We start from the raw sequence: 16,579 nt of genomic DNA on the forward strand, positions 1-16,579 counted from the left end.
CCATGATACCGAATGCCTATTGTCAGTAATTAAAGCAATTACCGTCTTTCGGCAATTGCGTAGCGGCACAATTTTTAATCCGATTGCGCGTCGATGTCCTGCACGGCCGATTCCACACTCACACTGCCTTCCATTACCCGGTCCAGCAAGGCCATGTAGTAAGCTTCGTCGAAACTGGCCTGGGCCTTGCGCACTGCGGGCAGATGCCCATCCGTTTCCGGCACCCAGTAACGCTCGCGGGCGAAGGGATAGCTTGGCAAGCCCATGCGTTTCGGCCGGTATTCCCCGTAGAGCGCCTTCCAGTCGAACACCAGCCCCTTCACCCACAGGTCCAGCACTTTCCCGAATTTCTTGCGCGCGACCCATTTCGCTATGGCTTCCTGCAATTCCTCGTCGGCGCTAAAGACCGCCAGCGCCTCCTTGTTGCGCTTGACCTGGCCACGGAACAGATCGGCGATGCCGCTTTGGCCCGCGACAAAGGCCGCCAGCCTCTCCTTCAGCTGCGCCATCGAATCCACCACCAGCGCCAGGCGCTCCTCCATGGCCTCGCGGCCCACCTGCAGCGTGTAGGCCAGCTCGGCCAGCCTATCGTCGCCCCAGCCATTGGCCTCGATCGCGGCCAGCAGTTGCTGCGCCTGCTCCTGCAGCCGCTCGGCGTTTTTCGCCGACAGCAGCACCAGCGCCGCACCGTCCGGCGTCGGTGGCCGCGTATCGGCCACGCCCACGTACTCTTCGATCACCACGTGCGCATTGACGCCGCCGAATCCGAACGAGCTCACCCCCGCCCGCCGCGGCAATTCGCGCCCCCGCCCGTCGCGCAGCGCCGGCCACTCGCCGCTTTGCCGCACCAGATAGAAGGGGCTGTCCCGCAAGTCGATATAGGGATTGACCTCGTCGCAATGCAGGCTGCCGACCAGCGTCTTGTGGCGCAACTGCAACAGCACCTTGATCACCCCGGCCACGCCGGCGGCGAGTTCCAGGTGGCCGATGTTGCTCTTCACCGAGCCCAGCGCGCAGTGCGGCGCGTCCGGCGCCGCCGCGCCCGCGTCTTGGTACAGGGCCTTGAACGCCATCTTCAGCCCGTTCACCTCGATCGGATCGCCAAGCGGCGTGCCGGTGCCGTGCGCCTCGATGTAACCGACGCTGCGCGGGTCCACGCCGGCGGCCTGGTAAGCCTCTTTCAGCAAGTCCGCCTGGGCCTTGGGATTCGGCGCCGTCAGCGAGGTGGCCCGGCCGCCGTGGTTTTCCGCTGTGCCGCGTATCAAGCCGTAAATGTGGTCGCCGTCGCGTTCGGCGGCGCTGAGCCGCTTCAGCACCAGCATGCCGACACCCTCGCCGCGCACATAACCGTTGGCCTGCGCCGAGAAGGTCTTGCAGCGGCCGTCTTCACACAACATGCCGGCCTTGCTGAAGCTGATATGCGCCTCCGGCGTGACCAGGGTATTGATGCCGCCGACGATCGCCAGCTCGCAGCCGCCGTTTTCAATCGCCATCACCCCCTTGCGCAAGGCCACCAGGGAACTCGAACAAGCCGTCTCCACCGGCTCGCTGGGTCCATGCAGATTGAGCAGGTAGCTCATCCGGTTCGGCCCCACCGACGGCACCACGCCGGTCGCCGAATAGCCTTCGATCGGCAACTTTGCCCGGGCCAGCAAACTGCCATAGCCGGTGGCGCCGGTCCCCACGTAGAGCGCGGTGCGGGAACCCGACAGGCTGCCGGCCGCGTAGCCGGCGTCCTCGATGGCCTTCCAGACGTGGGTCATCAGCAGGCGCTGCTGCGGATCGATCACCTCCGCTTCCTTCGGCGAAATGCCGAAGAACAGCGGGTCGAACTCGTCCACGCCGTCGATGAAACCACCCCATTTGACGTTGCTCGTGTTTTCCTCGGTGGCCGGGTCGCCGTAGATTTTCCGCCAATCCCAGCGGCTGGCCGGAATCTCGCTGATGCAATCCTTTTTAGCAAGCAAGTTGTCCCAGAATTCCCCCAGGTCATGCGCCATCGGGAAGCAGCCGCTCATGCCGATGATGGCGATCGCCTCGCGGGCCGGCGCCGGAACCGGAACCGCTGCCGCCGGCGCGGCGTGGCGCCTTCCGGGACGCGCCATCGCCATTGCCGCCGCTGCCGGCGCAGGCGCCGGCAGCGCTTGCGCCGCGCCCATCAGCCGGGCGGCGAACACCGCGCCCTGTTCCATGCGCAGGTAGGCGGCAAAGCTGTTCAGCGTCGGATGCTCGAAGAAGATCGTCGGCGTCAACGCGAGCTGGTAGTCCTGGTTCAGCCGGTTGCCGAATTCCGTCAGCGTGACGGAATCGAAGCCAAATTCGCTCAGTTCGGCGTCGCCGTCGATGTCTTCCGCCTTGACCTTTAGCAGCGCCGACACGGCGTCCTTCAGCACCCGGCTGATTCTTTCCTGCAACTGGTTGGCGTCGACATCGGCCTGCGCGGTGGCGCCTGCCGCCGCGACGCCGTCCGCGTCGGCAAGGAATGCCGGTTTCGGCTGGGCCAGCAGACGCTGCCGGAGCTTGCCGGGCGCCCCCTGCAGCACCATCGCCTGCCCGACGCCGGCTCCCAGCACGCCGTACAGCGCCTCGATGCCGGCCTCGCTGGCCAGCGCCGTCAAGCCGGTCAGCTGGGCGATCCGCGCTTCGCTGGCGGCGTCCATCCGCATGCCGCCCTCCTTCCACAGCGGCCAGTTCAGCGACACCGTCCGGCCATGCCGCAACCCCTGCGCCGCCAAACCGTTGCGGTAATGCGCGTAACTATCCAGGAAACCGTTCGCCGCCGCGTAGTCGGCCTGCCCGGCATTGCCCAATGCCGCACTGGTCGACGAGAAGCAGATCAGCCAGTCGAGCTCGACGTCGCGGCTCGCCTCGTCCAGATGCAGCAGGCCCGCCACCTTCGGCGCCAGCACCGCGTCGACCTCTTCCGGCGTCTTCTTCAACAGCAGGCTGTCGCGCAACACCCCGGCCGCGTGCACGATACCGTGCAAGCCCTGATACTCTTCCCGCACCTGCAAGACCAGCTGGCGCACGGCTTTCCCGTCGGCCACGTCGAGCGCCCGGTAGGCCACCGTCGCCCCCAGCGCTTCCAGCGCCCGCACATGCTGGCGGCCGGCGTCATCGAGTTCCCGGCGCCCCGTCAGCACCAGCGTGACACCGCGCGCCCGGCGCGCGATTTCCCTGGCGAACAACTGTCCCAGGCCGCCCAGTCCCCCGGTGAGCAGATACACGCCGTCGGCCTTCCACGGTGGCGGCGCCGCCGCTTCGGCCGTCATTTCCTCCCAGTCGGCCACCTCGCGCTGGCCGTCCACATGGCGGATGAGCACATCCTGCGGACAGGCCGCATTCGCGGCCAGCATGGCCGCCAGAGCGTCCGCGTCCACTCCCGAGCCGACGGCGATCAACTGACCGACCAGCTTCGGCTGCTCCTGCCGCGCCGTCCTCAGCAAGCCGGCCAGTCCGGCCAGCGCCTGGCGCGGCCCTTCGGCCGGCACCACCACCTGCAGCAGCACCGGCCCGGCCGGCTTGCCTTGCAGGATGGCCTGCACCGCCGCGCACAGCCGCTGCACCGCAGTGCCGTAGTCGGCCGCCAGATCGTTCCCGGCCGCCAGCTCGACGCAGGACGCGCCGTCCATCCTTTCCTGCAAGGCCGGCGCGGCAACGCCCACCCCGCACAGCACAGCATGGCGCTCCTGGTACTGCGGCGCGGCGCCCTGCGCCGCCTGCCGCCGCCATTCCGGGCGCAGCAGCAACACGCTGCCGGCGCCCAACTGGCCTTCCACCACCCGCGCGGCGAAACCCAGCAACCGCACCGCGACCACGCCCTCGTCGTCGCACAGCGTGACGTCGTATTTGCGGACCTGGGCCGTGCTGTCGCCGCTCGCCTTCACCAGCGCCCACATCCGCGGACTGCAACGCCCGACAATCTCGACGCTTTCGACGCCGAACGGCAGAACCAATTCCGCTTTTTGCTGCGGATCGGCCAGGCCGACCACCGCCTGCAGCGCCGCGTCAAGCAAACCGGGGTGCAGCACGAAACCGCTGGCGGTCGATGCAGCGCCCTCAGGCAGCTCCAGGCGCGCCAGTACCTGGCCCTGTCCGACGTGAATACGCGCGATCGCCTGGAATGCCTGACCATAGGCAAGCCCGATAGTGGCAAAGCCGGCATAACAGGCATCCCCTGCCAGCAGCGCCTGATTGCATTGCTCCTGAAGCGCGCCCAGGTCGAGCCGTTCCGGCGCGCTCCCGACAGCCTCGGCCAGGCCCTGGCTGTGCACATCGCCCTCGCCGCTGTAGACCTCATAGCCGATCCGGCCGTCCGCTTCCGCATACAGCCCGATGTGCACGTCGACCGGCGCGTCGTCGACGATCACCGGCCGGGACCAGACCACATTCCTCAGCCGCACGCCGCTTGCCGCAGTCTCGAACGCTTCCGCCTGCACCAGCGCTTCGCGCGCCATCTCCAGATAGGCCACGCCCGGCAGCACCCGCTTCCCTTGCACGACATGTTCGGCCAGGAAAAACTCATTGCCGCTCAGACGGCTGCTAAACCGCTGCTCTCCCATGCGCGAGGTGTTGCGGTGCACCAGCGGGTGCAGCAGCGCCGATGGCGCCGGCTGAGCAGCGGCCTGCGCGTCGGCCTGTCCCTCAGGCAGCGGCACCCAATGGCGCTCGCGGGCGAACGGATAGGTCGGCAGGCTGACACGCCGCCGTTTCTGCGCACCGGGCAATTTATTCCAGTCGAACGCCAGCCCCTTGACCCACAAGTCGAGCAGCTTGTGCAGCTTGCCCTTGGCGATCCACGCATCGACCGCTCCCGCCAGATCCTCGTCGGCGGTGAAGGCGGCCAGCGCTTCCTTGTTGCGTTTGACCTGGCCGCTGTACAAATCTTCGATTCCCTCGTCGCCGGCCAGATAGGCCCTCAGCTTTTCCCTGAGTCCGGCCATCGAGCACACCTGCAGCGCCAGCCGCTCGTCCATCGCCTCGCGCCCCACCTGCAGCGTGTAGGCGAGGTCCGCCAGCAGCGCATCGCCGCAGTCCTCGTCCGCGACGGCAGCGAGCAGCTGCCGCACGCGTTCCTGCAAGCGCTCGGCATTCCGGGCCGACAGCACCACCAGCGCCGGCTGGGCGCCGCCTGGCTGCACTGCCTCCGCAGGCTGGGGCGCCAGATACTCCTCGATCACCACGTGGGCGTTCGCGCCACCGGCGCCGAACGCCGACACGCCGGCGCGGCGCGGGAACTCGACGCTGCGGCCGTCGACCTCGACCACCGGCCGCCGCCACACCGCCAACTGGCGCTGCACGACGAACGGCGTGGCCGCGAAATCGATGTGAGGATTCAGGGTTTCCGCGTGCAGGCTGGGCACCAGTTCGCCATGCTTCAGTTGCAGCAGCACCTTGGTGATGCCGGCAATGCCCGCCGCCGCTTCGCAGTGGCCGATGTTCGACTTGATCGAGCCGATCGCGCAGAACTGGCGGTCCTGCGTCGAGGCGCCGAACGCCTTGCTCAGGCCGGCGATTTCGATCGGGTCGCCGAGCGAGGTGCCGGTGCCGTGCGCCTCCAGGTAGCTAACGGTGCGCGGATCGACGCCCGCCTCCCGCAGCGCGCGGGCGACCACGTCGGCCTGCGCGTGCGGGTTCGGCACCGTGTAGCCGTTGGTCTTGCCGCCGTGGTTGACCGTCACCGCCTTGATCACGGCATACACGTGGTCGCCGTCGGCAATGGCCTGTTCCAGCGGTTTCAACAGCACCGCCCCGACCCCCTCGGCCGGCACGTAGCCGTCGCCGCCCTCGCCAAAACTTTCGCAGCGGCCCTTGCTCGAAGCGAACTTGCCCTGCGCCAGCAACAGGTACTTGTTCGGATGGATATTCAGGTTCACCCCGCCGGCAATGGCCGCCGCGCAACTGCCGTTGCGCAGGCTTTCGCACGCCAGATGCAGTGCCGTCAACGACGCCGAGCACATGGTGTCGATCATCATGCTCGGGCCATGGAAATTGCAGAAGTACGAAACCCGGTTGGCGATCGAAGCCGGGCTGCCCGACACGCCGATGTGATGGCCGCGGGCCTGCAGTTCTGCGCCGAACAGTTTGTATTCCTCGATGCCCACGCCGGCGTAGACGCCAACCTTGCCGCCGGTCTGCTGGCCCAGCGTCTCGCGGGTATAGCCGGCGTCTTCCAGCACCGCATACACGCACTCCAGGAACAAGCGCTCCTGCGGGTCCATCACCTCGGCTTCGCGCGGCGAAATGCCGAAAAATTGCGCGTCGAACTCGTCGACGCCATCGATGAAGCCCCCCCACTTGGCATACGTGGAGCCGGCCCGGTTCTTGTCGGGATCGAAGTAGCGGCTATGGTCCCAGCGCTCCGGCGGGACTTCGGTGATGTGGTCCTCGCCATTGCGCAGGCTTGCCCACAGCGCCTGCAGATCGCGCGCCTGGGGATAGCGGCCGGCGACGCCGACGATGGCGATATCCTGGCGCGCCGGCGCGCTCCTGGCGTCTGCCCCGGCTGCTTGCGCCGCTGCAAAGCGGCGCCGCGCGCGGACCGGAACGGCCGGCTGCGGCGGACGCGCCGGCGGCTGCGCCGCTGCCGGCAAGACGCCGGTGGGCGCCGTCTGCTCGCCCCCCAGCAGCTCGACCAGACGGGCGCGGTGTTGCGCCAGGAAGTAGCCGGTCAATGCGGCAATCGTCTGATACTCGAAGAACAATGTCTTCGGCAACGCCCCGAAGGCCCGCTCCAGCTCCAGCGTCAGCTGCGTGACCAGGATCGAGTCGATGCCATAGCGCTCCAGCGGCGCGTCGGCTTCGAGCCGGGCCATCGGCAGCTTGAACACGGATGCCAGCAATTTCGTAAAGTAATGCACGGCCCGGTCCTGCAGGCGCGACGCGCCCGCTTCGACTACCGGCGCCAGCGCCGCCGGGGCCGGGGCCGTCGCCACGGCGGCCGGCGCTGCCGCATCCAGCCTGTCGAGGAACTGCCGGCGAATCCGCTCGGCATTGCCCTGCAGCGCCATCGCCTGCGCCAGACCGGCGCCGAGCACCCGGTACAGCGCACCGATGCCGGCTTGGGTCGCCAGGGCCTGCAGGCCGGTCCGCTGTTCGATCCAGCGTTCGCCGGCCGCGTCCAAGGGCATGCCGCCGGCCTTCCACGACGGCCAGTTGAGCGCCACCGCCCGGCCTTTGCGCAGTCCCTGCGCGGCCAGCGCATTGCGGTGGTGTACGTAGGCATCCATGAAGCCGTTGCCGGCCGCGTAATCGGCCAGGCCGGGGCTGCCCAGCACGCTGATCGACGAGAAGCAGATCAAGTAGTCCAGGTCGAACTCGCGGCTGGCCTCGTCCAGATTGACCAGCCCCGTCACCTTCGGCGCCAGCACGGCGCCAATCCTGGCAGCGCTTTTCCGCAGCAGGAAACCTTCCTCGAACACGCCGGCAGCATGGACGATGCCGTGCAGGCCGCCGTGCGCCTCCCGGACTTGCCGCAGCAACTGCGATACCGCCGCCCGGTCGGCGACGTCCACCGCGTGGTAGGCGACCTTCGCGCCGGCCGCTTCCAGCGTCCGCAACTGCTCACGGCCGGCGTTGTCGAGGGCGCGCCGCCCGGTCAGCACCAGCGTTGCGCCCGGCGCCCGCTGGGCGATCTCCCCGGCGAACACCCGACCCAGCCCGCCCAGCCCGCCGGTAATCAGGTAGACACCGTCGCGCTTCCATGGAATCAATGCGTCCGGCTCGGCGGCCAGTTCCCGCCACGCCGCGACCTGCCGCTGGCCGTCCAGATAACGGATCTGCGTCGCCTCCGGACAACTGGCGTTCTCGCGCAACTTGGCCGCCAGACTGACATCGCTCTCACCTTCACCGACCGCAATCAACTGGCCAACCAGACCGGGCTGCTCGCGCCGGGCGCACCGCAACACGCCGGCCAGCGCCGCCAGCGGCTGCCGCGGGCCATCGGCCGGCACCACGACCTGCACCAGCAGCGGCCCCGCCGGCACCGCCTGCAACAGCTCCCGCAAGGCGCCGCACAACTGCTGCACCGCCTGGCTGAAGTCCGCAGCCAGGTTCTCGCCGGCTTCGCATTCCGTGTAATCGATTGCGCCGCCGCGTTCCCGCAAGGCCGGCGCCGCGACGCCCACGCCGCATAGCATGACCACCTGCCGCTGGTAATCGGGCGCGATGGTTACGGCTGCCGCCTTGTCCTGCCACTCCGGGCGCAACAGCAGCACGCCGCCTTCGCCCGCCCGGCTCTCTGCCGCCGCCAGGGCCAGTCCCTGGAAACGCACGCAGACAACGCCACGGTCGTCGCACAATGCGACGTCGAAGCGCTGCGCCGCGTCTCCCGCATGGGCTTGCACCACCGCCCACATTTGCGGGGAACAACGGCCGCTGATCTCGACCCTGTCCGCGCCCGACGGCACAGCCGCCCCCGGCTCGCCGGCCAGCAGCGCCGCCGCCGGCCACAGCGCTTCCAGCAGGCTCGGATGCAAACCATAATCCGCTTCGCTCGCCACGGCGCTTGCCGGCAGTTGCAGCCGGGCCAGCAGCAGGCCGTCGCCGCTGTAGACGCTCTCGATCGCCTGCAACGCCGGTCCGTAAGCCAGTCCCTGCGCGGCAAGACGGGCATAACAGTCGGCGCCGGACTGGACGGACTGGCCGCAGCGCGCCCGCAGCGCGTCGAGGTCGAGCGCTTGCGCGGCCTCGGCCGCCATGGCCTCGGCCACCGCCACGCAATGCACCTCGTCCTCGCCGCTATAGATTTCGACGGCGATCCGGCCGTCGGCCTCCGGGTACAGGCCGATGTGCACCTGCGCCGGCGCCGGCAACGGTTTCTGCCAGGCGACGTCCAGCAAGCGCAGCGCGGCGCCGGCTTCGACCGCGCCGGCTTGCGCCAGCGCTTCCCTCGCCATCTCCAGGTAAGCGGCGGCGGCCAGCACCGGGCGGCCATGGAGCACGTGGCCGGCCACGCAGAATTCCACGCCGCTCAGATGGCTGCTGTAGCGCTGCTCCAGCAGGTCCGAGGTGTTGCGCTGGACCAGAGGATGCAGCGCACCCATACCTGCACCCTCGCTGCCCGGTACATCGGCCGGCGGCGCTTGCACCCAGTAGTGCTCGCGGGCGAACGGGTACGGCGCCAGACTGATACGCTGCGGCTTGTCTGCGCCATCCGCCTGGTACAGCCGATTCCAGTCAAAGGCAAGACCGTTGACCCACAGTTCCAGCAGCTTGGCCAGCTTGCCCTTGGCGATCCAGGCGTCGATCGCCTGGGCCATGTCCTCGTCGGCCGTGAACGCCGCCAGCGCATGCTTGCTGCGCTGCGTCTCTGCCAGCAGCAGGCCGTCGACGTCGCGCGCGCCGCCGAGCCAGGCGTCGAGCCTGGCGCCGAGCGCCGCCGCCGACTCGGCCAGACAGGCCAGCCGGCACTCCATGGCCTCGCGGCCGACCTGCAGCGTGTAGGCCGCATCGGCCAGACGTTCGTCGCCGAGTTCGCCCGCCGCGATCGCGTCGCGCAACTGGCCGGCCTGCTCGCGCAATGCCTCGGCCGTCTTGGCCGACAGCACGATGGCGACCGGCCGTTCGGCCGTCACCGCCACTGCGCTGCGCGCCGGCGCCTCGTATTCCTCGACAATGATGTGGGCGTTCGCGCCGCCGGCGCCGAACGATGAAATCCCGGCGATGCGCGCGCTTTCGCGCGGGCCGTCGTCGCCCGGCACAAGCGGCCGCGGCCACGGCGCGGTTGCCGTCTGCACGGCAAACGGCGTGCGGGAAAAGTCGATATTGGGGTTCAGTTGCTCGCAGTGCAGGTTTTTGACGAGGGTGCGGTGCTGCATCTGCAGCAGCACCTTGGTCAGCCCGGCGATGCCGGCCGCCGCCTCGCAGTGCCCGATGTTCGACTTGGCCGAACCGATCGCGCAGTGCGGCGCCGCGTCGCAAGGCGCGCCGAAAGCCTGCACCAGCCCGGCGATTTCGATCGGATCGCCAAGCGCCGTGCCGGTGCCGTGGGCCTCGATATAGCTGACTGCCTGCGGCGCCACGCCGGCGTTGCTCAAGGCGGTGCGGATCAGCTCGGCCTGGGCGCGCGGATCGGGCACGGTGAAGCCATTGGTGCGCCCGCCGTGATTGACGGCCGTGCCCTTGATCACGCCGTAGATATGGTCGCCGTCGGCAATGGCCTGCGCTAACGGCTTGAGCAACACCGCGCCGACGCCCTCTCCCGGCACGAAGCCGTCGCCCCCCTCGCCGAAACTGCGGCAGCGGCCGTCGCTGGCAGCCATGCCCAGCAGCGCCTGGGTGGCGTATTTGTTCGGATGCAGCGACAGGCTGACACCGCCCGCGATCGCCGCCGCGCATTCGCCGCGACGGATGCTTTCGCAGGCCAGATGGAGCGCCGTCAACGACGACGAGCACAACGTGTCGACCGCCATGCTCGGCCCGCACAGGTCCAGCACGTAGGAGACGCGATTGGCGATAGTTCCATAGGTGGCGCTGGTGGCAAGGCCGCCCGGCAGGCTCGGGTACAACTGGTATTCGCCGTACATCACGCCGACGAACACGCCGACGCGGCGGCCCAGGACGCTGCGCAGGCCCGCGCGCGTGTAGCCGGCGTCCTCGACCGCATGCCAGGCGGTCTGCAGGAACAGCCGTTCCTGCGGGTCGATCAGCGCCGCCTCGCGCGGCGTCATCCCAAAGAACATCGGATCGAACTCGCCGACGCCGTCGATGAAGCCGCCCCATTTGCTGTAGGTCTTGCCCGGCTTGCCCCGGGCACTATCGTAATAGCGGCCATGCTGCCACCGCTCCGGCGGAATCTCGCCGATGCAGTCGACGCCCTGGCTCAGGTTCGCCCAGAACGCCCGCAGCGTATTGGCCTTCGGATAACGGCCGCTCAGGCCGACGATGGCGATGCCGTCGCCGGCCTGCGGCGCAGCGGAAAGCGCGATGCCGCCGCGGCTTTGCGCCGCCGCTCGCTGCGGCGGCGCCGCCGGCGCGGCGCCGAACCGCCGGCCCGCCGCCTCGCCGTGGTACGCGTAAAAATGCTCGGCCAGCTGACGCAGCGTGCGCACTTCGAACAGCAGCGTCTTCGACAACGGGCCGAACGCCTCCTCAAGCTTGCCGTTGAGCGCCTGGATCATCAGCGACGTCAGGCCGTAGCCCTCCAGCGGCGCGTCGGCGTCGAGGCGCGCCACCGGCACCTCGGTGACGCCGGCCACCAGCCGCAGCAGATGAGCGAGTATCCGCTCGCGCAACTGTGCGCCCGACTGGGCGTCGGCGCGGCCCTGCTCCTTAGCCGGCGGCACCGCATCGGCCGTGTCCGTGGCCGCCGCCCGGCCTATCCAATGGCTGACCTGCTCGAATGGATAGGTCGGCAAGGAAATCCGTTGCGCATCGCCCCTGGGCAGCGCGTGCCAGTCGATGGCGCCGCCGCAGACGAAGTGCCGCGCCAGCGCAGCCAGGTCTGCGCCGGCCGGTGCCGCTTCCGCGCCCCGTTCGGCACGGCCGCGCCAGGTGTCCGGGCGCGCCGTGCCGCCGAGCCCGTCGGCGGCCAGACAGGCCGCCAGGGCGTCGCGCAGTCCGCCGAGGTCCGGGACGACGAAAGCGAGCCGCTCGGCCATGCCGACGCGGCCCACTTGCAGGGTAAAGGCGAGGTCCGCCAGGCTGGTGTCCGGAGCGCGCTCGACGAACTGGAGCAAGTCTTGCACCTGCTGCCTGAGCTGCGCGGCCGTGGCGGCGGAAACGGGCACGATGGCCGGCGCGCGCGGGGCCGGGCTGCGCCTGCCGCTCGGGTACTCCTCCAGCACCAGGTGGCCCTCCGAGCCGGCCGCGCCGACCACGTTGATCAGCGCGCGCAGCGGCGTGCCGGCCTCGGCCGGCGACCACGGCGTCAATTCCTCGACGATGCTCAAGCCGCTGCCGTCGAGCGCAATCAAGGGATTGCGCGGCCGGCTGTTCAGCGACGGCGCCAGCAGCCGATGCCGCAACTGGTAGAGCACCTTGGTCAACTGCGACAGCACCGACGCCGATTCCAGGTGCCCGACATTGGCCTTGACCGTGCCGACGCGGCAGGGCGCGTCCGCCCGGCGCCCCGCGAAGACCGCCTTCACGGCGCTCATTTCGACGGCATCGGCCATGCCGGCGCCGCTCGCCGCCGCTTCGACGTAATCGATGTCGTCCGGCGCCAGCCCGGCATGCGCCAGCGCCTCCCGGATGGTCCGTTCCTGCCGCTGCGCGCTGGGTGCGCCGAAACGCATGGTCCGGCCGCTGTGGCCGATCGCGCTGCCGCGCACGACGGCGTAGACATGGTCGCGCCCGCGCACGGCGGCATCGACCGGCTTGAGCAGCACCGCGCCGACGCCTTCGCCCAGGACCCAGCCGTTGGCCTGCGCCGAAAACGGCCGGCACGCCTCTTCCTTCGAGAGGAAGTCGATCGTTTCGAGCAGCCGCGCGTGGTAGGCGTGCGACACCAGGTTGACGCCGCCGACCACGGCCGCGTCGCACTCGCCGCGCCGGATGCTCTCGCAGGCCAGATGCAGCGCGGTCATGGCGGACGAGCACGAGGTATTGATCGCCACGCTGGGCCCGGAAAAATCGAACAGATAGGAGATGCGGTTGGCCAGCGACGCGTGGTGCGAAAACTCCTCGACGCGGCCCTGCCCGGCCCAGACCTCCACGCCGTGGCTCTGGTAGTCGTTCCACATCGCGCCGACGAACACCCCGACCCGCGGGCTCTCGCGCAGCAGGGACTCGGCCGTGTAGCCGGCGTCTTCCAGGCAGGCCCATACGCTTTCCAGCAACAACCGCTCCTGCGGATCGAGGGCGCGCGCCTCGACCGGCGAAATGCCGAACAGCAGGCTGTCGAAACGATCGATCTGCGCCAGATAGCCGCCAGCGCGGATAGCCGGCGCCTCATCGCGCGCCAGCAAGGCGCGCCGCGCGGCCGGCATCGGCGCGACGCTGCTGACGCCCGCTTGCAAATTATCCCAGTACGCGTCGAGTCCCTCGGCGCCCGGATAACGGCCGCTCAGCCCGACGATCGCCAGCGCCCCGGCCCGCTCCTGGCGCACCGGCGCCGTGCCGGCAGGCTCAAGCAGACGCCGCCGGCCGGCCGGTATCTCCTGGTGGAACATGCCGCCGGTGAAACTATGCAGCAACTGCGCGTCCTCGCCCAGTTGCATGCTGGCGCGCACCAGCTCGAAGCGCATGCCGCCGATCGGACACAGCCCCAGGCCGAACTCGGCCTGGGCCTCCATCAGCAACTGGCCGAGATAGCCGGCCTCCAGCAGCGGCAGGTGCAGGGCCTCGCCCTCGTCCCCGTTGCGGCCGGCGGCCGGCCGGGCCACCATGAACAGGCAGAACGCGGCGTTCTTGTAGTGCTTGCGGTTGTAGGGCGAATAGCCCTGCGCCATCGCCGCGTCGGCCAGATCGCCGCAGCGGAGCAGCGCGTGGCTGGCCTCGTCGTAGCGGTAACTGCCTTCGGCCAGCCCTTCGACGCGGCCGGCGCGGACGTAGAGATACAATTGCCAGCCGGACCGGGCCGCCGGCGAGCCGAACAGGCAGGCCCCGCCGCCATCCGGCCGCGGCCGGCACAGCGTCAGCAAGCCGCCCAGCGCCTGCAGCGGCAGCGCCGCCGATTCATAGGCGCGCTGACAGGCGCGCAGACGGTAGTCGTCCCAGGTAAACACCCCGGCGTCGAGCCGGCGGGCCACCGTCAGGCCGGACACGTCGCGCAGATGGCGCCGCTCGTCGTGCAGCAAGTCCATCGCCTCCTTGGACAGTGGCGCCTGCGCCGCCGCCTCCCGCAGGGCGCGGTGGCTGAGCATGGCGCCGCCCGTGGCCGGCGCCCAATCGCGGCCGATTTCAGCCGGCTCGCCGGCCATCCCGGCCGGCGCCGCCCCGGCCAGCAGGCAGTGGACGACGCGTTCGCTGTCGGCCAGGCCGAAGGCGGCCTGAAGCCCCGTGCAATCGACCCGCCCGACCGGCCGCGCCGCCAGGGCGTAAGCCCCCTGCCGGCTCAACAGCAACTGCCCCATGTAGCCGGCCTCGACGCTGACCAGCGTGCCGGTGTGTTCGCGGTAAACGGGCACGATGGCATCGAGCGCGGCAACGAAAAAGACCGCCAGCGCGGCGCTGTCGAATGCCGTCCGGTCGCCGGCGCCGAAAGCCGTGCGGGACAGGCCGGCCACGTCGCCGACGCGGTACAGCGCGTGCGCGACCGGGTGGAAGTAGTAGACGCCGCCGGCCAGGCCCGACACCGCCTCCGGCTTGACCGCGACGTAGGTCCGCACGGCGTTCAGGCCGCCGCCGGACGGATGCAGATAGCAAAGCCGGCCATCCTTCTCCTGCGCGGCCAGCAGCATCATCCAGGCGCCGAAGGCGGCAAAGTCGACAGGCTTCGCCGCGAAACGCTGCGGCAGCGGCGGCAGGTAGGCCGTCGCGCGGATGCCGGCCGTCGGCAAGGCAATCGTTTGCCCGGCAATCGGCGGAGGCGCCGCAGCCGCCGCGGCTTCGGCGCGGCTTGGCGGCGCTGCCTCGACGACGCCCTTGCCGATCAGGTGGCCGACAATGCCGCGCACGCTGGGCGCGTCCAGGAACACGTCCACCGGCACCTCGATGCCGTATTCCTGGCGTATCCACTCGGCCACGCGGATCAGACTGAGCGACGTCGCGCCCAGGTCGAACAGATCGGCGTCGTCGGTCAGGCCGTCGCAGAGGAGCACGGTGCCGATGAACTCGCGGATGCGGCCGGCCAGCCCGGCGGCATCGACGGCCACCGCCGGCGCTACGGCGCCGCCCTGCCGCGCAACGCCTCCGGCCCGCGCCACATAAGCGGCGATGGCCTGCACCGTGGGCGCGTCGAGGAATTGCTCGACCGGCACGTCGACGCCGTATTCCTGGCGCAGCCATTCGGCCAGGCGCACCAAGGTCAGCGAGGTGGCGCCCAGGTCGAACAGGTCGGCCTGCTCCGCCACGGCCGCGCACTTGAGCAGATCGGCGAGGAAGCCGGCGATCCGCCGTCCCACGTCGGCGGCACCGTCCTGCGCCGGCGCGGCGGCGGCCGGGCCGGCGCCCTCCCCCGCAGACTGGGCGCCGCTGGCCACCGGCCAGGGCAGCGCATCGCGGTCGAGTTTGCCGTGGGTGGTCACCGGCAGCCGCTCCAGCACCGCCACGACGCTCGGCACCATATACTCGGGCAGCTGGCGGCGGACGAAATCGCGCACCGCGCGGAAGTCCGGCGCAGCGCCGGCCGACGCCAGGTAGGCGACCAGTTTCGGGTCGCCGTCCGCTTCGCCGCGCACCAGCACAACGGCCTCGCCCACGCCGGGAAAGGCGCGCAGCGTCGCCTCGACTTCGCCCAGTTCGATGCGCAGGCCGCGCAGCTTCACCTGGAAATCCACGCGGCCGAGAAATTCGATATTGCCGTCCTCCAGCTCGCGCACGCGGTCGCCGGTCCGGTACATCCGGCTGCCGGGTTCGCCGAACGGGTTCGGCACGAAGCGTTCGGCGGTCAGCTCGGGGCGGTTCAGGTAGCCGCGGGCGAGGCCGACGCCGGCGATGTGGAGCTCGCCCTCCTGCCCGCGCGCCACAGGCCGCCGCGCCTCGTCCAGCACATGCAGCGCGATGTTGCTGATCGCCCGGCCGATCGGCACGACCTGGTCGGGGCGGATTTCACATTCCCAGTAGCTGACGTCGACCGCCGCTTCCGTCGGGCCATACAGATTGTGCAGGCGCGCCGGCAGTAATTCCTTGAAGCGGCGCACCAGTTCGAACGGCAGCGCCTCGCCGCTGGTGAACACGTGGCGCAGGCTGGTGCATTGCGGCGCTTGCGGATCGTCGAGGAAGAACCTCAGCATCGACGGCACGAAATGGCAGACCGTAACGCCTTCCTGGCGGATCAGCTTTGTCAGATAGTGGCTGTCCTTGTGCCCCTGCGGCTTGGCCAGCACCAGCGTGGCGCCGGCCAGCAGCGGCCAGAAGAACTCCCAGACCGACACGTCGAAGGTATACGGCGTCTTTTGCAGCACCAGGTCGCGGCCGTCCAGCCGGTACATATCCTGCATCCAGTCGAGCCGGTTGACGATCGCCCGGTGCGTCAACATGCACCCCTTCGGCTGGCCGGTGGAGCCGGAGGTATAGATCACATAGGCCAGATCGTCGGGCTGGTTGACGCCGTCGAGCGCCGCGCCGTCATAGCCGGCGAGCACGTCGTTGCCGAGTTCGAGGGCGAGCACGGTGCCGCCGAACTGGCCGAGCTTGCCGTCCAGGCCGGGCTCGGTGATGACGACCGGGACGCCGGCGTCATCGAGCACAAACGCCAGCCGCGCCTGCGGATAGCCCGGGTCCAGCGGCAAATAGGCGCCGCCGGCCTTCAGGATGCCCAGCAAGGCCACCATCATCTCCAGCGAACGCTCCATCAGCAGGCCGACAATCACGTCCGGCCCGACGCCAAGTTCGCGCAGATAGCGGGCGCAGCGATTGGCGTGTCGGTCCAGCTCGGCGTAAGTCAGCGCTTTACCCGCGTAACGAACGGCAACGGCGTCGGGGGTATGGGCCGCTTGTAACTCAATCTGCTGATGTAGCAACACAGTCTTTTCCC

1 protein-coding gene is annotated in these 16,579 nt (G+C 69.6%); it reads right to left on the minus strand.

Translation table 11 applies throughout. The features are described 5' to 3' along the window. Nucleotides 1–74: 74 nt before the first annotated feature. Nucleotides 75–16,568 (minus strand): amino acid adenylation domain-containing protein, encoded by a 16,494-nt coding sequence (locus OIK44_RS12535; RefSeq protein WP_273671092.1) that lies wholly within the window; start codon nucleotides 16,566–16,568, stop codon nucleotides 75–77. Nucleotides 16,569–16,579: the final 11 nt, after the last annotated feature.

It is taken from the genome of Janthinobacterium fluminis, from assembly GCF_028595325.1.
Lineage (GTDB): Bacteria > Pseudomonadota > Gammaproteobacteria > Burkholderiales > Burkholderiaceae_D > Janthinobacterium > Janthinobacterium fluminis.